This is a genomic window from Aliikangiella sp. G2MR2-5, assembly GCF_015687155.1.
In the GTDB taxonomy this organism is placed as follows: domain Bacteria; phylum Pseudomonadota; class Gammaproteobacteria; order Enterobacterales; family Kangiellaceae; genus Aliikangiella.
In genome coordinates, this window is sequence record NZ_JADPQF010000002.1 from 515,985 (window position 1) to 534,276 (window position 18,292).

Sequence of the window (18,292 nt, forward strand, 5' to 3'; positions counted from 1 at the left end):
ATTGAAAATTCTGTTTATAGTTTTAGTTGTTCGCTAGTCTTTTGCTCTTTGCTCTAGTATCTCTACCGCAGGCAGTTTTTTACCTTCAAGAAATTCCAGAAAAGCACCGCCACCGGTAGAAATATAGGATACTTTTTCTTTTATTCCGAACTTGTCTACCGCCGCCAGAGTGTCACCGCCACCAGCAATAGAGAAAGCTGAGCTGTCGGCAATGGCTTCAGCAATTTTTTTCGTACCTTCTGCAAATTGATCAAACTCAAATACACCAACCGGGCCATTCCAGACAATGGTTCCTGCATTTTTCAGTATCTCACATAGCTTCTCTGCTGTTTTCGGACCAATATCAAAAACCATATCATCTTCAGCAATCTCAGCGACATCCTTCAGAGTCGCCTCGGTAGACTCACTAAACTCTTTTCCGACAACTACATCCAGAGTTTTTGGAATTTCACCACCGTTATCTATCGCTTTTTGTGAAAGCGTTCTGGCTTGCTCAATCAGGTCATTTTCAACTAACGATTTACCAACGGAATGGCCTTCCGAAGCGATAAAAGTATTAGCGATACCGCCACCGACAATCAGCTGGTCAACCACTTTCGATAGCGATTCCAGGACGGTCAGTTTGGTTGAAACTTTTGAACCGCCAACAATTGCTACCATTGGGCGAGCAGGGTTATCAAGCGCCTTGCCCAAAGCATCAAGCTCTGCCGCAAGTAGAGGTCCTGCACAAGCTATTGGAGCAAATTTGGCGACGCCATGAGTCGAAGCTTGCGCACGATGTGCAGTACCAAAAGCATCCATGACAAAAACATCACACAATGAAGCATAGGCTTTAGCCAGCTCATCGGCGTTTTTCTTCTCACCAATGTTGCAGCGAACGTTTTCAAACAACACAACTTCACCTTGATTGGCTTCAACACCTGCAAGGTAATCAGTGGCAAGACGCACCGGAGCATCCAGTAACCCATTCATGTAATCAGCAATAGGAGCCATTGAATCAGCTTCGCTCAACTCTCCTTCTGTCGGACGACCACGATGTGACATCACCATCACCTTGGCGCCTTTTTCCAGTGCCAGTTTAATCGTCGGCAGTGCCGCCTGAATTCTGACGTCAGAAGTAATTTGTCCGTCTTTAAAAGGGACATTAAGATCTTCGCGGATTAACACCCGCTTCCCTGCCAAATCAAGGTCTGCCATTCTGAGTACTGACATGATTCTTTATAGCTCCGGTTGTAATAAACAAAAATAAAATAAACTCTTTTACCCTTCCTTCTGAGTATTAGGAGAGGTAATAAACAAAAGCCCTGCTTTTATCGCTCAAAATCTGAGTGCGACAAACAGCAAGGCTTTACTTAACCCATTATTCAAAGATTAAGCTTTCATCATTGCAATAGCAGTGTCAATCATACGGACACTAAAGCCCCACTCATTGTCATACCAGGTCAGAATCTTAACCATGTTGCCGTCAATAACACGAGTTTGTGTTGCATCAAAAGATGAAGATGCTGGCGAATGATTAAAATCAGTTGAAACCAAAGGCTCTACATTATAATCCAACACATAGTTGTCTGATGCTTTCTTTACAATTTCGTTAACTTCTTCAACAGTAGTATCGCGAGAAGCTTCAAAAGTGAGGTCAACAACCGATACATTTACTGTTGGCACACGTAGTGCGAAACCATCGAGCTTGCCTTGAAGTTCTGGCAATACCAGACCAACGGCTTTAGCTGCACCTGTTTTAGTCGGAATAATGGACATGGCAGCGGCACGAGCACGACGCAAATCTTTATGTTGGTTATCAATAATGTTCTGGTCGTTCGTGTAAGCGTGAATAGTATTAACCAGACCTTTTTTGATTCCTAACCCTTCATGCAAAGCTTTGGCAACAGGAGCCAGGCAGTTAGTTGTGCAAGAAGCATTTGAAACAATTCGGTCTTCAGCGGTCAAGGTATCATCGTTTACCCCGAACACGATTGTCTTGTCGATATCACTTCCGCCAGGAGCAGAAATCAAAACTTTTTTTGCTCCACCAACAAAATGCTTCGAAGCGCCTTCACGATCTTTAAAGTGACCTGTACATTCCAGAACAACGTCAACCTCGTAGTCAGACCATTTCAGATTTTCTGGATTGCGGTCTGCCAACATGGCAATCTTGTCACCATTAACATACATATTCGAATCATCACCTTCAACATTCGCTTCAAAACGACCATGCGTGGTATCGTATTTAGTCAAGTGAACGTTAGTTTCTATCGGGTGAGATGAATTAATGGCAACCACTTTGATCTCATCTTCACGGTTGTATTCATAGATCGCACGAAGAACCATGCGACCGATACGTCCATAACCATTAATTGCTACTTTAACTGTCATTGCTTTTCCTCAAACGTTTGTAATTGGGCTAGTCTGGCTAGCCATATTCAAATTTAACTTCAATTATTTTTATTGTTTCTGCCAGTGCTTTTGCACTCTTTATTTTTTAATCGTGCTAATTTTGTTCTCGCGTCCTACCTTACTACGCGAGAACATTTAAAACTAAAATCTAACCAAGAAGTCCCCTGGCTTTTTCTACAACATTATCAACGGTCAAGCCAAACTCTTTGAAGAGCTCCCCTGCCGGGGCAGATTCTCCAAATCGGTTAACAGAGACAATAGCTCCGTTCAGGCCTACATATTTGTACCAGAAATCTCCATGCGCCGCTTCGACTGCAAGACGCTTAACTACGGTTGAAGGAAGTACACTCTCCTTGTAAGCAACATCTTGTTTTTCAAACACTTCACAACTTGGCATGGATACCACTCGCACACTTTTGCCAGATAGCTCAGCTTTGGCCTGCATTGCCAGTTCTACTTCTGATCCGGTCGCGATAATAATAAGCTCAGGCTCACCATCGCAATCCGCTAATACATAACCACCTTTTTCAATCAGACTTAACTGGGCATCTGTTTTTGGCTGGGTAGGCACTCCTTGACGAGTCAATACCAACGCAGTCGGTCCAGACTGATTTTCAACTGCTTTCTTCCAGGCAACAGCCGTTTCAGTCGCATCACATGGGCGCCATGTAGTCAGGTTAGGCGTTGCGCGCATAGAAGACAGTTGCTCAACCGGTTGATGCGTTGGGCCGTCTTCGCCCAGACCAATAGAATCATGAGTAAAGACATAGATCGCCTGCTGCTTCATCAATGCGGCCATACGAATTGCGTTGCGCGCATATTCCATAAACATCAGGAAAGTTCCACCAAACGGGATGAAACCGCCATGCAATTTAATACCATTCATAATCGCGCACATACCAAACTCACGTACGCCGTAGAAAAGATAGTTACCACTGGCATCGTTGGCATCGATTCCCTTGGCACCTTCCCAAAGCGTTAAATTTGAGCCTGCAAGGTCCGCACTTCCACCAATAAATTCTGGAATAAATGGTGCGTAGGCATTGATGGTATTTTGTGAAGCCTTACGCGTTGCCACATTCGCAGCATCGGCTTGTGTTTTGGCGATATACGCCTTGGCCGCCCCTTCAAAATCAGAGCTCGGGCGATTACTTAATCGGCGGGTCAACTCTGCTGCAAGCGCCGGATGTGCCTCACGATAAGCAATAAAAGTATCATTCCACTCTGCTTCAAGCGCACTACCAGCCTCACGCGCATCCCACTGACTGCTAATTTCTGAAGGTACTTCAAACGGAGCATGAGGCCACTTAAGTTCTTTTCTAACCAGTTCAATTTCTTCTTCACCAAGCGGCGCTCCATGGCAGTCTTCTTTTCCACCCTTATTTGGAGAACCGAAACCAATAGTGGTTTTACAGCAGATCAATGTCGGCTTGCCGGTTTCTGATTTTGCCGCCTGAATTGCCTGCTCGACAGCTTCTGGATCATGACCGTCAACATCCGCAACAACATGCCACCCGTAGGAACGGAAGCGTTTTACAGTATCATCAGTGAACCAGCCTTCTACTTCACCATCTATCGAGATACCGTTGTCATCATAAAATGCGATTAACTTGCCCAGACCAAGCGTACCCGCCAGAGAGCAGACTTCATGAGAGATACCTTCCATCAGACACCCATCTCCAAGGAAAGCATAAGTATGATGGTCAATAATATCGTAGCCCGGTTGGTTAAACTGAGCAGCAAGCGTTTTTTCAGCAATCGCCATACCAACAGCATTTGCAATACCTTGTCCTAAAGGACCTGTTGTGGTCTCAACCCCGGGAGTATAGCCAAACTCTGGATGACCAGGCGTTTTTGAATGCAGCTGACGAAAAGCCTTGAGATCGTCGATGCTGACAGAGTAGCCGGTAAGATGTAGCAATGAATAAATCAGCATTGAACCATGACCATTGGATAATACAAAACGGTCGCGATTAACCCACTCAGGGTTATTTGGATTATGTTTTAGATGATCGCACCAGAGCACCTGGGCAATATCAGCCATTCCCATTGGCGCGCCAGGATGACCGGACTTTGCTTTCTGAACCGCATCCATACTTAAAGCGCGTATAGCGTTAGCTAATTCAAATCGAGATGGCATAGTGACTCCTAAATCGTGGGGTGCTAAAACAGCGGGATTTTGAACGGGGCGTATTTTCTCAAAGCAGCGCCAATGAATCAAACCATTTACCTGCTATTTGCCCAAATAATGGTCAATATTTGGGCTCAAATTGACTGGTTTAGGGCCGATAGTCGAATAGACACCGGTTTCCATAAAAATATAGCAGTTACCAGATTGATAAAAGTGACAGTTAATCCTAGGATAAAACGCAGACCGAGTACTGCCCTAATAAGGAGAAACCCATGGCAAAAGTTGCGGTAGTTCTATCCGGATGCGGTGTTTTTGACGGCGCAGAAATTCACGAAAGTGTTTTAACTCTGCTGGCTCTTGAGGAAAATGGGGCCCAATATCAATGTTTTGCTCCAGATATTCCTCAATATCATGTTGTCAATCATCTTACAGGTGATGAAATGGAGGAAAGTAGAAATGTTCTGGTGGAATCTGCGCGGATTGCCAGAGGAAATGTAAAACCGATTACACAGTTAAAAGCCAGTGACTATGATGCTCTGCTTTTTCCTGGCGGTTTCGGTGCGGCGAAAAACCTGTGTGACTTTGCATTTAAAGGCAAAGACTGTGTTATTGATGCGAATGTAATGGCCGCAGCCAAAGATTTTGCTCAAAATCAAAAACCAATTGGTTTTATTTGCATCGCACCCGCGATGATTCCACGGATTTATGGGGAAGGGGCGCACCTAACAATTGGTAATGATGCAGATACGGCAAATGCAATAGAAGCAATGGGTGGACAGCACATTTCCTGCCCGGTCAACGAGTTTGTGGTGGATGAGGAGCGCAAAGTGGTGAGCACACCGGCTTATATGCTAGCAGGAAATATATCCGAAGCCGCTTCCGGGATCCGAAAGCTAGTCAGCAAAGTTCTGGAGATGGTTTAACCATCTGCGCAATTTTAACGACAATGTCTTCGCAGCTCCCCTGTAAAAGGGGAGTTAACACCTTTGAACGACTTGGCTTGAAGCGAGTCTTTTCACAGTCAGGTTTGCAGGCCAACTTCTAATCAGCCTAATTCTACTTGTCTAGTAAGCACCCACTCACTCATTCCTCCGTCCATGCTATAAGTTTCGGCAAATCCTTGCTGGTTTAATACATCAGCCGCTCCCTGACTGGAATTGCCGTGATAACAGCAAACAACCAGCGGCTTAGTCTTGTCTGCATTAGCAATAAATTCAGCCAGGTTCTGGTTATCAAGACGAGTAGCGCCGTGAATATGTCCCTGGGCAAAGCTGCCGGGATCACGAATATCGACAACTGTTGCCTCTTGTTTTTCAATCAGCTCGGCGGCTTCTTTGCAGGAAATTCTGGTAAACACTATTTTTCCTCTTTTTCTGGCATTAACTTTTCAAACATTAAATCCCATACGCCGTGCCCCAGTCGTTCGCCTCTTGCCTGAAACTTGGTAACTGGACGATCATCGGGCTTGGGGACATAATCGTTGCTGGAGGATAAGTTTTTCCAGCCTTGCTCAGCCAACATGACTTCTAACATATGTTCCGCATAGTTTTCCCAGTCGGTTGCCATATGAAAAATACCACCAACTTTAAGCTTACTCTGCAGTCGCTGTACAAATTCCGGTTTAACAATCCTTCTTTTATGATGACGTTTCTTTGGCCAGGGATCGGGGAAAAAGAGTTGAACGCGATCGAGCGTATGCTCACCAATCATTTGTGCAAGCACTTCAACCGCATCAAAAGCGATCACTCTGACATTGGTTGCACCATTTTCTTTAATTCTAGATAACAGCGCACCAACTCCCGGCCTGTGAACTTCAATCCCCAGAAAATTGCGTTCAGGATTCAGCTTGGCCTGCTCAGCCAGTGAAGCTCCCATACCAAAGCCGATTTCAAGGGTTATTGGATTCTCATTGCCAAACAGTTCAGCAAAATTGAGCAATTTTCGCTCAAATTCAAATCCATATTTAGGCATCAACTCTTCATAGGCTTGCGCCTGCCCTGCCGTCATTCGGCCTTCACGACGGACAAAACTGCGAATTTTTCGATGAAACTCTTCCACGCCAGATCTCGAAATTGTCAAAATAGCTTGCAATTATATCAGTGACTGAGCTGTGAAGGCCACGAGAGCGGTTAAAATTAGTTTTGAGTGCTTTTTTCTCTCTTTCGGAGTTCGTACTTTCTACAGCCCACAAAGCCTTGGATAGCATTTTGGTAATATGAATATACCAAAATAAAATTATTGATCATTTTAAAAAAGATGATAGTTTTAGCTTAGAACACGAAAAAAACCTATCATAATCAATCAACTTTTCCCCAAGACATGTTTCCAGAGCTTCCCAATTATCACGCACTAGCGGTACTGCTTCTCACAGTAGTCGCCCTCTATTTGTTTCGGCGTGATGATATTCGTCTGGAATCCAGCTGCCTCGGGGTATTGATTCTGGTGGCTATCGGCTTTGAAATATTTCCCTATCACGAGCCAGATGGTACCCACCTGGAAGCCATTCATTTGTTTTACGGGTTCGGTCACGAAGCATTGATAGCCGTTTGTGCACTCATGATTGCCGGACAGGGCCTCGTTCGTACCGGTGCGCTCGAACCTGTCGGTCGTTTGCTTGGACGCCTGTGGAAGTTTTACCCCCGACTTTCCTTGTTAGTTACCCTTCTGGTCGCAGCAATACTTTCGGCCTTTATGAATAACACTCCGATCGTAGTATTGCTGCTTCCGATATTAATCAGCGTGTCGGTGCGCAACAATACATCACCATCCGGCATGTTGATGCCTATGGGATTTGCGACTCTGGTCGGGGGCATGTCTACCACAGTTGGTACTTCCACCAACCTGTTAGTTGTCGCAGTTGCCGCAGAACAAGGAATGCGCCATATGGGACTTTTCGATTTTGTTGTACCTGCTTCGGTTGCCGGAGTCGTTGCGATTATTTACCTGTGGCTGGTTGCTCCCAAAATGTTACCTCCCCGCGAATCCATTTTAGAAAGCGCCGCACCGCGTCTGTTTACTGCTCACCTGACGGTAGCGGAAGATGGCTTTGCAGTTAACAAAACATTGGCCGATCTGATTGAGCACACTAATGGCGCCTTAAAAGCTGAACGTATTCAACGAATGGGCTCCCATTCTGACATTCGCATTATGCCTATGCCCGACGTTGTTTTGAAAGCCGGAGACCGAATCCGCGTTTCCGATACAGCGGAAAACCTGAAAGAGTATGAAAAAACTCTGGGGGCGCAGCTATTTGTCGGTAAACAGGCCGTCGATGACGAACACCCGCTGACCGCTGAAGATCAACAACTGGTTGAAGTCGTTGTGGTGCCCGGTTCACCGTTGGCCGGTTCGACCTTGAAAAATGTCCGATTTATTGACCAGTATAAGATGGTGGCCGTCGCGCTACATCGTGAAGGAAAAGAGATCGATCTCTATCGCAAACTTGGCAATGTCACCCTCCAGGTTGGTGATATTTTGCTGGTACAAGGCGCTCGTAATCAAATCGCCAAAATGAAAAATCAAGGCGACCTTTTAGTTCTTGATGCGACGACCGATCTACCGCACACCAAAAAAGCCCCCGTTGCACTGGGCATTATGGCTTTGGTTGTCGGACTTGCGGCAGTAGGGTTACTGCCGATCGCCATTAGTGCCATGGTCGGGGTAATGTTGCTATTAATTACCCGTTGTATCGCCTGGTCCGATGCAGGCCGTTCGCTCAGCACACAGGTGATATTGATTGTTGTCGCTTCGCTTGCATTAGGTGAGGCTCTGATGAAAACCGGCGGTGCCGATTATCTGGCACAGGTTTTTCTATTTTTAACGCAAAGTATGCCGCCACCGGTGATTTTAAGCGCGCTGATGTTATTGCTCGCCATTTTAACCAATATTGTTTCCAACAATGCTGCAGCAGTAATAGGCACCCCGATTGCCATTTCGGTTGCAAGCCAGTTGGGACTCCCGGCCGAGCCCTTCGTCGTGGCCGTTTTATTTGGTGCCAATTTTAGCTATGCCACACCAATGGCCTATAAAACCAACCTGCTGGTAATGAATGCCGGTGGCTATAAGTTCTCTGACTTTATGCGCATCGGTATTCCTCTTGCGGTAGCCATGTGGCTCACGCTATCGATTTTCATTCCATTCTATTACGATATCGTCTAGCACGCTCTTTAGCTCGGCTTAACTGGTAATTATTTTGTCTGCATCCCGTCAATCATCAATTAGTTCTTCTGAGATAAAAGCATCTCGTTCGCCTTCACTGGTTAGCCCTAAAGTTTTTGCCAGGAAAGTACTCGCTTTTTATCAAAAACATGGCCGAAAGGATCTACCTTGGCAAAAAAATCCGACGCCTTACCGAGTCTGGGTATCGGAAGTCATGTTACAACAAACTCAGGTAAAAACGGTTATCCCCTATTACCGGAAGTTTATGCAACGCTTCCCGAGTATTAAAGCCTTGGCGGAAGCGCCGATAGATGAAGTTTTACATTATTGGCAAGGTCTGGGGTATTACTCTCGGGCCCGCAACCTCCATCGCTGTGCACAAACAATCGTCGAGCAATGGAAGGGTCGTTTTCCCAACACATTGGCAGAAGTTGAATCGCTGCCAGGAATAGGCCGCTCGACCGCCGGCGCAATTTTGTCATTATCACGCGGAGAACCTACCGCGATTCTTGACGGTAACGTCAAGCGAGTACTATCACGAGTGTTTTTAGTAGATGGCTGGTACGGACAAAGCAAAGTCGCCAAAACCTTGTGGGAACTCACTGAAACCTACACCCCAAAAGAAAATACCGGACCTTTCAATCAGGCAATGATGGATCTGGGAGCCAGCTTTTGCAGTCGAAGCAAACCACAGTGTGATATGTGTCCGCTGAATTCTCATTGTCTGGCGTTTATTCACGGGAAAACGCAGGAATATCCTCACAAAAAGCCGAAAAAAGATATCCCAACCAAAAAGCAAACCTACTTGCTAACTCAGAATCCAGGAGGGCAAGTATTATTGGTTAAAAGACCTCCCAGCGGGATCTGGGGTGGACTCTGGTGCTTACCGGAAGTTAACCGAAGCAACGATTCAACCCTGGTTGGCGAGTTTAAACATACCTTTACTCACTTCCATTTGTTGGCTGAAGTTGTAGACCAACCACAGCAACCGCCGATAGAGAAAGTCGAAGAAAATGAAACGCTCGCATGGCATAATGTCGCTCAACTCGATGAGCTGGCGTTTCCGACTCCTATCAGGAAGTTTCTAAACGCCCATTTTCAGCAGTCCGAATCATAGAAACGAATAAGGCTAATCCCATGGTATTTTGTCAAAAGCTACAAAAAGAAGGCCAACCACTAAGCTTTGCGCCGGTTCCAGGAGAGCTGGGTCAGCGCATTCTGGAAAACATCTCGCAAGAAGGCTGGCAACAGTGGATTTCTCATCAGACAATGCTAATTAACGAAAAACAGCTGAGCCTGGCGGATCCTGAAGCGCGTAAATATTTAACTGGTGAAATGGAGAAATTCCTGTTCGGAGGAGACTATGATCAGATTGAAGGCTATGTTCCGCCAGAAGAGAAAAGCTAGTCTACAAGCTTGTTCTGGTCAGCATTTGACCATGAAATACTTTATCGACAATTTTTCGAAAAATATTAAAGATCTTGCTTGACTTTAAATCCCGATCTTAGTTTAATACGCGCTCTTTGGCGCTAGAGCATATTACCTGATATGGTCTGACAGCGAAAAGAATTGTGGCCTGGTAGCTCAGTTGGTAGAGCAGAGGACTGAAAATCCTTGTGTCGGCAGTTCAACTCTGCCCCGGGCCACCATGATTCTAAAGGCTTAGCTTCGGCTAGGCCTTTTTTGTTTGTGCTTCTAAACTTTATCGACTTTCTATCTCATCCTGAGTGAACTTATACACAGGATATAAACAAAAATATATTGTCTTCAGTCCTAGGTGGGTTTACAATAAAATATAAGTGGATTGGGGGTGCCCGATCGGCGTCTAGGCCTCGGTGAGTTTCATCGGGGCTTTTCGCTTTTTGGAGGTGGGACAATTTTTAATCCTACTCCGCGATAACCGACGCCAACATTTTCTCTACCACCATCACAATAAAATTTTTTCTTCAATACTTCAAATGCTCTATTTTCTTGCTCTGGGCGAAGAACATTTAAACCTATCGGGCGAGCAACTAAATCAGCTAATTGTAAACCAGATGACATTGCTTTTTTGTCAGAAAACATTACTTCAAAAGTCAAAGGCAAGCTGAATCGGTTGTTGCCATCACAAATTCTCCTAAACTCTAATTCCAATTCTGAGTCTTCTTTTTTACCTCTGCATTCAACTACGACGTGCGTCTTTTTTTCGTGCTGTTTCTTTTCCAGCAAAAACTCATGGAGCGTTTCTAAACAATGTCCTAGGGCAATGTGGTAGGGATTAGCATCTGTATCACCTTGCTTTCTAAGTTCGCGTTTATCGATTACACAACTGATTAAAATAAAATTGCTATATTCGATTATATCTGTGAGTTTACCAAGAAAATCATACTTTTCTTGTCGACTTTTAAATGTATTAAAACTTCCTTTTTCTTTGCGAATTTCGTTTTCATGTAAAATTATTTGGTCGTGACCAAAGTAATTAAATTTAAACTTCTCAAGAGCAGGAACAATCGCTTCGCTATAATGCCCTTTATGAAACACGCAGAAAGCCAAAACAAATAATGGATATTGCTCATTGATACTCTGCAAACTGTGGTCACCGCTTTCGTCCACATAGACAATATATTTACTAAATGGTGATACTTGATCCGAATGGGATTCTTCGGGATGCGGTAACTTGCCTACTTTCGTCGAGCAACTATCAAACAAGGGTAATTGTTTATCGTCCTTTGAGCTCATTATTTTTTACCTTATTTCATTGTAATATGTCTGCGGCATTTAGACTGATTAAGTAATATTGTTTACTACCCAGTATTATTGCATACTGTAAAAAAAAAAAGGAAATTAGTATGACACACCCATATCGAGACGGTTTAGTATCTTTTGCAGCCCATTTGGCGACAAACTATAGATGTCAAATACCAGAAGCCTCGGTATATACTACTCAATAAAAGTTAGAAAAATTGTAAATCAGTGAGAAAGACGAAAAAACATTTCAGAAACCCATTATACGTTAAATAAATATAAAAGATGACACAAAATAGATATGTCGCAAAAAGCCCTTTTACATCCGTGTTATCTGTAACTTTCCAGTAAAATGCTCCTTTATATATTAGGACTTCATATGAAACGGATTTTAACTACTGCTACTTTACTTTTTGTTTTCACATTATTTTGTACTTCTCCTTTAAAGGCTAAAGACTCGAGCAATGTATTCGATATATTTATTCCTTATGCAATATTTGTGTCTCCTGACGGGCAAAACGTCGCAATAAAGTCGTGGCGCTACACAAACAAGGAGTCAGAAGTAAGACTGGAAATAAAAGATGGCTCGGGCAAAATGCTTTACTCACAAGACCTGGCTTCAGACAGTGCGTTTAGCTCAATCAAATGGACAAACTCAGATAGGCTCGTTTGGATTGCCGCCGAGAAAAGCAATCCCGAAGTCGTTCAATTTGATTTAAGCAAAGGGCTGTCTTCAATCTATCAATTGGAAAAGAGCTTTGAATCCGCTAAATGGTCAGAAGATAGTAACTATCTCTTAACACTTCAAACAAACGAAGTTGAAACCGAAAAAACACCTTTCAAACTTCCGAACCAGGTGAGGAATACCGAAAGTGAAATCAGGATCTTGGATCTTCGGTCTTCCAGGGACGTTTTTACCTATAAAACATCGGAGTCGATCAGCGATTTCAGCTTGAGCCCTGACAATCAAAACCTTGCGGTAATCGAATATCCAAGAGGCAGGGACTGGTCGTCTTATCAATCACAAATTATCAGCCTCAATATTCAAAACAAAAAGAAGACTGCAATCGTTACCAAACAAGGCGACCATAGCTCACTGTTTTGGACTGATGCGCAAACAATCGTATTTAGTTCGCAACTCGATAAAGCAATATCGAATACGCCAACTGATCTTTATACAGTAAATGTGAAATCAAAAAAAATTGCTAACTTAACCGGCTCAATTGATAACTTTGTTAAATTTAGTGATTTTAAAAATAATACTATTCTGACACTGGTTGACGATAGACTGGAAAGAAAGGTTTACCAAATAAGCCTCTCCGGTAAAGCGAAAGAGCTGGATGTTCCTCTGCCAACGGTCAATCATGTTCAAATGAGCGCAGACGGAAAATGCCTTTATTATATCGCCGAGAAATATGGCCAGTTAAGCGAAGCTTTTAAATCCTGTAAAAATCAGGCTCCTTTACCGCTCAGCAATACACAAAAATCAGTGCAAAATGAACAATTCGGAATGCAGGAAGTGGTGTCATGGAAAAGCTCTGATGGCACAACTATCGAAGGCCTGATTACCCTGCCACCCAACTATGACAAGAATAAGCAATACCCGCTTATAGTTGCTATTCATGGCGGTCCGCGTGCGATGGATAGACAGTCACTGGAAGACTTTGCTTATCCTACGCTGGCGCTGAACCAAAAAGGCGCCATCATTTTCAATCCCCAATACAGAGGCTCTACTGGTTACGGAGATGAGTTTATCAAAGCTCATTATCGACAAGCTGGACTACTGGATCGACAGGATGTAGTCACAGGAATAAAGTTTACCACCAAAAAATACAATATTGACGACTCAAAAATAGCAATCATTGGCTGGAGTTATGGAGGCTTTCTCGCCGCTAGTCTGTTAGCTCATAATGACCTCGAATACAGCGCAGTTGTAGTTGGTGCCGGTATCGTTGATTGGCAACTTCATTATTCTCACGAGCATGGTAAAGCGACAACCCGAGAGTTCAGTTTTGGCGCTACTCCCTGGGAACAGCCGGAACTTTACCGCAAGTCGTCCCCTATCACATACATAAAGAATGCGAAGGCACCCACATTAATCATTCATGGAGAGGAAGATAGTATATGCACTGTTGCCTCTGCCCGTACACTCAATCAGGCCCTATTGGATAATGGCGTTGAATCAAAGCTCGTTATTTACCCCAACATGGGACATGGACCGGGAACTTATCAGGAGTGGACAAGCATTAATACAATCATTAGAGACTGGATTTCGGAGAAATTAGCGATAACCAAAGCAGATAAAAACTAGCCTGAATCGAGTTAAGCTGAAACGCACTAGACGCGACTGCAAGAAAACTAATAACAAATTCAATTTGTCCGTCCGCGGCTTAATCAGTTAGGCTAAGCGTGAATCAAAATAAAACAGGGACGGCGATAATGAATTATCCTACTCGATCGTATCTGGCAACGGGGCTAGCGGTTATCGCTTTACTCCTATCCATTGGCTGCGGCTCCTCAAGCGATTCTGAGCCAACACCAGCTAAATACCAATACTCTCCTCCACAAAAACTCAGTGACGGTTGGGAAGTCAATGACGCAGCCAGCGTAGGCTTCAATGTTAGTTTGCTGGAAGCGTTAATCAATCAAATTATCGGCGGTAACTACCCCGAAATAGATGGCGTCATCATCGTCAAAAACGAATCCCTTATTCTTGAACACTACTTTAACGGCTATGGTCACTCGCAAAAACACGAGCTTCAATCAGCAGTTAAAAGCATCGACTCGGCGCTTGTCGGACTGGCAATTCAAAATGGATTTATCTCTTCGCCACAAGAATTGATCTACAACCACCTCCCTGAATACCACCAGCTTGACTGGAGTAACGATAAAGACAAGCTTACTCTGCAACATCTGATGACAATGCAGTCCGGTATGGAGTGCACCGATGGAACTGAAGGCGACTGCAATTCGCACATTCTAAATCAACAAGCCAACTGGACACGTTATACCTTGAAACAAGAGGTCATTCACCAACCCGGCACCCGTTTTTCCTATTTTACCGGACTCAATATTGTCGCTCACACCCTTCTGGAAAACGTAACCAATACCAGTATCGACAATTTTGCAGTTACCCATCTGTTCGAGCCTTTAGGTATCACACAGGTAACCTGGGGCCATTCTTCTTCAGGAGAAGCCTTAAGCGCAGAAATGCTGCCCAGAGATATGGCTAAGTTCGGCCAACTGTATTTAAATCAGGGTCAATGGAATGGTGTGCAGATTATTTCTGCAGACTGGATAAAAAACTCAACTTCAGAACAAGTCTCTCGAGCCCAGACTGGCGGCGAAGGCTACGGTTTTTGGTGGTGGCGATTCAGGTCAAACCAAAAGGCTGTCAGTTACTACGCCGCCATGGGCGCTAAAGGTCAATATATCTTCATTTTCCCAACACTGGATCTTGTGGTTGTATTCACTGGAAACGAAAGTACAGGAAGACCAAAAGAGCTTTTAGAAAACTACATTCTAAAAGCCTTGCAGGATTAATCATAGTAGCTGGAAAGCGTTACCCAACAATTTCCCGCAAAGCAGCTACATGTCCATCGAAAGCACCTCTTCCAGCTTTTGTCAGCGACAACCAGGTTCGTTGCCGACCATTAGCTATTTTCTTTTCAACCTGGATATAACCGGCATCTTCCAAGGTCTTAACGTGCTTGGATAACACAGAATCGCTCACATTCAATTGCTCCTTAATGACAGAAAATTCGACGGAGCTATTTGGCGCTATAAGAGCGCAAATTTGTAAACGGTTAGGCGCATGAATGATCGAATCAAACTGGTGTTCTTTCATTATTCCCCCTCACTTTTAATTCTTGCACCTGACGCGGTAAAGTTGCTAAACATATAATACGCAAGCAAGCCGTTAATAGTGCCACTTACTATTGGAATCCAGGAATATCCGGCCTTTTCCAATTGCATCGCTCCGACAAGGATAGCCGCCACTACAAAACCACTGACAAAAGAAAACCATCGTTCAAACCGTGTGAGCGGACAGATCCTTACTTTCACCCCCTGAGAACGTAGATAAAAGTAATGAACCAGCATGGTCACCAATAAAGCGATCGTAAAAATAGAACAGACAAACGTCCAAAGGCTACTCCCGGAACTCATAGCTGCAGCATAAGTCAAACCACCGATAATAAAAGTCATCACTACCCGAAAGACGAGCGGCGGCCTGAGGTATTTTTCCGCGAGCTGGTTGGCATTGTCCAGGTGCATCAATGCGTCTTTTGCTTCTTCGACTGAAATATTCCCGCTATTTTGTTTCATATTTACTCACCTCTGCTTGTGTTTATCTCTATTCTTTATTTTCCATCATGGAAAGTAATATAGCAGTAACTTTCCGTCATGGAAAGTCTTTTCTTTCCAAATTGGAAAGTCGGAACAGTATGAAGCGTAAACCATGATTTTAAAATCAAACAAAAACAATGAGTTACAATTTCAATTCGAGATATATAATATTTACACACATTTCTCTTGCTCCGGCGCCTTGCCGCTGAACTTCGCGCCCTTTATCATGCGTCGTGGAACAAAACACATTTTTATTAATAATAAGAGTACGACATGAAAAAACTAATATTACTGGCTGCAGCTTTGGGGTTGAATGTTGCTGTTGCCGACGAAGGTATGTGGCAACCCCATCAACTCCCGGCAATTGCGAAAGATCTAAAAAAAGCAGGCTTGAAACTTGATCCGGAAAATCTGACCAATCTCACTGAATTCCCAATGGGAGCTATTGTCAGCCTGGGTGGCTGTACAGCTTCTTTCGTTTCAGACAAAGGACTGGTTGTTACCAATCACCACTGCGCATATGGTTCGATTGTACATAACTCAACAAAAGAAAATAACATTCTTGAAAATGGCTTCCTGGCTAAAAAATTAAGTGAAGAGCTTCAGGCAACTCCAGGATCTCGAATTTATGTAACCGAAAATATCGTTAATGTTACCAATCAGATTAAAGCCGGCATTAATGACGAAATGAGTGGAACTGAACGCTATGAACATATTGATAGTGTCGAGAAAAAGCTGGTAGCTGAGTGTGAATCAAATAAAGATTATCGATGTTCAGTAGTCAACTTCCACGGCGGACTCGAGTACTACCTTTTCAAACAACTCATGATCCGCGATGTTCGCTTAGTTCACGCGCCAGCCAAAAGCGTGGGTAAATACGGTGGAGACATCGATAACTGGATGTGGCCAAGACACACCGGCGACTATTCCTTCTACCGAGCTTATGTCGGGAAAGACGGTAAACCCGCTGACTACAGTGAAGACAATGTACCTTACCAACCTAAGCATCATTTAAAAGTCAGTGCAAAAAGCGTTGATGATGGTGATTACATTATGGTAATTGGTTATCCGGGGCGCACTAATCGCTACCGCACAGCTGGTGAAGTAAAAAATACGTTCACAGAAAGCTATCCTTTGACCAAAGAACTGATGGGCTCTTTAATAGACACCATCAAAACCAACTCAGAAGAAGGAAGTAACGAGCGAATTGGTTACGAAAGTCTGATTGCAGGTCTTGCCAACTACGAGAAAAATCGCGGCAGCATGATGGAAAGCTATCACAAAGGGACGACACAGCAACGTAAATCAGCTCTGGATAAAGAGCTACGCAAATGGGTAAATAAAAATAATTCGCGCAAAAAGAAATATGGAAGTGCCATTAATGAACTGGATAATCTAGTTTCTGAGAGCCACGCGAACTATAAACGTGACACAATCCTTGGCTATGCCGGCATTTCAAGTATGCTAAACGCATCTACCAGACTCTATCGTTTGGCTCTGGAAAAACAAAAGCCTGATATGGAGCGAGAATCAGGTTATCAGGAGCGTGATCTAAACAACTTCACCCAATCAATGAAGCGTATAAGCAAACGATATGTTGCAAAAGTTGATCAAGCAATGTTGATGAACCTGCTAACACGTTACGCACAGTTACCTGCCGATAAAAGAATTAAGGATATTGATCGTTTCTTTAATATTGACGACGGCTTTAGTGAAGCTCGACTAGATAAAAAACTATCTAAAATGTATGCCCATACTAAACTTGGTGACGAAGCTACACGCCTTGAATGGATGAATAAATCTGTAGAAGATTTCGAAAAAAGTAATGACCCATTCATACAGTATGCTGTACAAACTTTCAAAGCACGTAAGGCGCAGGAAGATGAAGAAAAAGATTTGTCTGGTAAGCTGAATGCGGTTCGCCCCAAATATATGGAAGCGATTATTGCTTATAATAAAGCGAAAAATCTTCCAATCTATGCGGACGCCAACAGTACCTTGCGAGTGACATACGGAAACGTTAAAGGCTATTCACCTAAAGATGGCCTGTACGCAGTTCCGTTTACACGACTGGAAGGACTGTTACAAAAAGAAACCGGTGAGTGGCCTTTCAACTCTCCTAAAAAGGTTTTGGACCTGGTTGAGAAAAAGCAGTACGGCAAATACTACAAGAAAGATATTGACTCAGTACCTGTTAATTACCTGGGAACACTTGATATCACTGGTGGTAACTCAGGTTCACCGACACTGAATGAAAAAGCAGAACTTGTTGGACTAGTGTTCGACGGTGTTTACGAAAGTATCATTGGAGACTGGGACTACGATCCACAGCTCAACCGTTCAATTCACGTTGACTCACGTTACATGCTTTGGATGATGGAGCATGTAGACGGCGCGACCAACCTGATTAAAGAGATGGATATTGTTCGATAAGTTTAGTCTTATCACTGAAATATCAAAAGGCTCCATATGGAGCCTTTTTTTATGTACCTTCTAGTAGTTAAGCTGACTTAAGCCAATAAAAAGGAGACTCAGCTG

At 43.7% G+C, this 18,292-nt stretch carries 15 protein-coding genes and 1 tRNA gene; 8 read left to right on the plus strand and 8 right to left on the minus strand.

Translation table 11 applies throughout. The annotated features are described in order from the left end of the window. Positions 1–33: 33 nt before the first annotated feature. From IYN84_RS09625 to tkt, 3 genes are all read right to left on the minus strand, one after another. Positions 34–1,212, minus strand: coding sequence for a phosphoglycerate kinase (locus IYN84_RS09625; RefSeq protein WP_196138988.1), 1,179 nt, complete (start codon positions 1,210–1,212; stop codon positions 34–36). A gap of 159 nt (positions 1,213–1,371) precedes the next feature. After that, complete coding sequence (gene gap / locus IYN84_RS09630; RefSeq protein ID WP_196138989.1) at positions 1,372–2,373, minus strand: type I glyceraldehyde-3-phosphate dehydrogenase; 1,002 nt, start codon at positions 2,371–2,373, stop codon at positions 1,372–1,374. A gap of 169 nt (positions 2,374–2,542) precedes the next feature. Next, positions 2,543–4,534 carry a transketolase gene (tkt, locus tag IYN84_RS09635; RefSeq protein WP_196138990.1) on the minus strand — a complete coding sequence of 664 codons (1,992 nt, stop codon included), beginning with the start codon at positions 4,532–4,534 and terminating at the stop codon, positions 2,543–2,545. A 263-nt stretch (positions 4,535–4,797) separates the two neighbouring features. Between tkt and elbB the strand changes: the two genes are divergently transcribed. Beyond that, on the plus strand, positions 4,798–5,448 hold the full coding sequence (gene elbB / locus IYN84_RS09640) for an isoprenoid biosynthesis glyoxalase ElbB (RefSeq protein ID WP_196138991.1): 651 nt from the start codon (positions 4,798–4,800) through the stop codon (positions 5,446–5,448). Between the two features lie 122 nt (positions 5,449–5,570). On the opposite strand, the gene glpE is transcribed toward elbB, so the two are convergent. Then, on the minus strand, positions 5,571–5,882 hold the full coding sequence (glpE, locus tag IYN84_RS09645) for a thiosulfate sulfurtransferase GlpE (RefSeq protein WP_196138992.1): 312 nt from the start codon (positions 5,880–5,882) through the stop codon (positions 5,571–5,573). Further along, complete coding sequence (gene trmB / locus IYN84_RS09650) at positions 5,882–6,604, minus strand: tRNA (guanosine(46)-N7)-methyltransferase TrmB (protein WP_210330367.1); 723 nt, start codon at positions 6,602–6,604, stop codon at positions 5,882–5,884. Before trmB ends, glpE begins: the two co-directional genes overlap by 1 nt. A gap of 240 nt (positions 6,605–6,844) precedes the next feature. Between trmB and IYN84_RS09655 the strand changes: the two genes are divergently transcribed. The 4 genes from IYN84_RS09655 to IYN84_RS09670 all read left to right on the plus strand — a co-directional run bounded on the left by IYN84_RS09655 (position 6,845) and on the right by IYN84_RS09670 (position 10,332). Continuing rightward, positions 6,845–8,683 (plus strand): SLC13 family permease, encoded by a 1,839-nt coding sequence (locus IYN84_RS09655; RefSeq protein WP_196138994.1) that lies wholly within the window; start codon positions 6,845–6,847, stop codon positions 8,681–8,683. A 34-nt stretch (positions 8,684–8,717) separates the two neighbouring features. Further along, positions 8,718–9,800 (plus strand): A/G-specific adenine glycosylase, encoded by a 1,083-nt coding sequence (gene mutY / locus IYN84_RS09660; RefSeq protein ID WP_246722767.1) that lies wholly within the window; start codon positions 8,718–8,720, stop codon positions 9,798–9,800. A 20-nt stretch (positions 9,801–9,820) separates the two neighbouring features. Further along, positions 9,821–10,090 carry an oxidative damage protection protein gene (locus tag IYN84_RS09665; protein ID WP_196138995.1) on the plus strand — a complete coding sequence of 90 codons (270 nt, stop codon included), beginning with the start codon at positions 9,821–9,823 and terminating at the stop codon, positions 10,088–10,090. A gap of 166 nt (positions 10,091–10,256) precedes the next feature. Beyond that, a tRNA-Phe gene (locus tag IYN84_RS09670) sits at positions 10,257–10,332 on the plus strand. A 193-nt stretch (positions 10,333–10,525) separates the two neighbouring features. Here the strand turns inward: IYN84_RS09670 and IYN84_RS09675 are convergent. Beyond that, complete coding sequence (locus IYN84_RS09675) at positions 10,526–11,401, minus strand: DUF3800 domain-containing protein (RefSeq protein WP_196138996.1); 876 nt, start codon at positions 11,399–11,401, stop codon at positions 10,526–10,528. A gap of 385 nt (positions 11,402–11,786) precedes the next feature. Between IYN84_RS09675 and IYN84_RS09680 the strand changes: the two genes are divergently transcribed. Both IYN84_RS09680 and IYN84_RS09685 read left to right on the plus strand, forming a co-directional pair. Beyond that, positions 11,787–13,718 (plus strand): S9 family peptidase, encoded by a 1,932-nt coding sequence (locus IYN84_RS09680; RefSeq protein ID WP_196138997.1) that lies wholly within the window; start codon positions 11,787–11,789, stop codon positions 13,716–13,718. Positions 13,719–13,846: 128 nt separating this feature from the next. Further along, a complete protein-coding gene (locus IYN84_RS09685; protein WP_196138998.1) occupies positions 13,847–14,950 on the plus strand; it encodes a serine hydrolase in 1,104 nt (367 codons plus the stop codon). Positions 14,951–14,969: 19 nt separating this feature from the next. On the opposite strand, the gene IYN84_RS09690 is transcribed toward IYN84_RS09685, so the two are convergent. Together IYN84_RS09690 and IYN84_RS09695 are read right to left on the minus strand one after the other, a co-directional pair. Next, a complete protein-coding gene (locus tag IYN84_RS09690; protein WP_196138999.1) occupies positions 14,970–15,254 on the minus strand; it encodes a transcriptional regulator in 285 nt (94 codons plus the stop codon). Beyond that, positions 15,254–15,733, minus strand: a complete 480-nt coding sequence (locus tag IYN84_RS09695; RefSeq protein ID WP_196139000.1) for a hypothetical protein — start codon at positions 15,731–15,733, stop codon at positions 15,254–15,256. Before IYN84_RS09695 ends, IYN84_RS09690 begins: the two co-directional genes overlap by 1 nt. A 294-nt stretch (positions 15,734–16,027) precedes the next feature. Between IYN84_RS09695 and IYN84_RS09700 the strand changes: the two genes are divergently transcribed. Further along, the gene (locus IYN84_RS09700) at positions 16,028–18,187 is read left to right on the plus strand and encodes a S46 family peptidase (protein WP_196139001.1); all 2,160 of its coding nucleotides are present in this window, start codon (positions 16,028–16,030) and stop codon (positions 18,185–18,187) included. The last annotated feature ends 105 nt before the right edge of the window (positions 18,188–18,292 follow it).

Bases quoted from the DNA above. Each gene is read 5' to 3' on its own strand.
- gap (WP_196138989.1), bottom strand. From the start codon at position 2,373: ATGACAGTTAAAGTAGCAATTAATGGTTATGGACGTATCGGTCGCATG.
- IYN84_RS09690 (WP_196138999.1), bottom strand. From the start codon at position 15,254: ATGAAAGAACACCAGTTTGATTCGATCATTCATGCGCCTAACCGTTTA.
- IYN84_RS09675 (WP_196138996.1), bottom strand. From the start codon at position 11,401: ATGAGCTCAAAGGACGATAAACAATTACCCTTGTTTGATAGTTGCTCG.
- IYN84_RS09695 (WP_196139000.1), bottom strand. From the start codon at position 15,733: ATGAAACAAAATAGCGGGAATATTTCAGTCGAAGAAGCAAAAGACGCA.
- tkt (WP_196138990.1), bottom strand. From the start codon at position 4,534: ATGCCATCTCGATTTGAATTAGCTAACGCTATACGCGCTTTAAGTATG.
- elbB (WP_196138991.1), top strand. From the start codon at position 4,798: ATGGCAAAAGTTGCGGTAGTTCTATCCGGATGCGGTGTTTTTGACGGC.
- IYN84_RS09680 (WP_196138997.1), top strand. From the start codon at position 11,787: ATGAAACGGATTTTAACTACTGCTACTTTACTTTTTGTTTTCACATTA.
- IYN84_RS09665 (WP_196138995.1), top strand. From the start codon at position 9,821: ATGGTATTTTGTCAAAAGCTACAAAAAGAAGGCCAACCACTAAGCTTT.
- IYN84_RS09625 (WP_196138988.1), bottom strand. From the start codon at position 1,212: ATGTCAGTACTCAGAATGGCAGACCTTGATTTGGCAGGGAAGCGGGTG.
- IYN84_RS09700 (WP_196139001.1), top strand. From the start codon at position 16,028: ATGAAAAAACTAATATTACTGGCTGCAGCTTTGGGGTTGAATGTTGCT.
- IYN84_RS09685 (WP_196138998.1), top strand. From the start codon at position 13,847: ATGAATTATCCTACTCGATCGTATCTGGCAACGGGGCTAGCGGTTATC.
- IYN84_RS09655 (WP_196138994.1), top strand. From the start codon at position 6,845: ATGTTTCCAGAGCTTCCCAATTATCACGCACTAGCGGTACTGCTTCTC.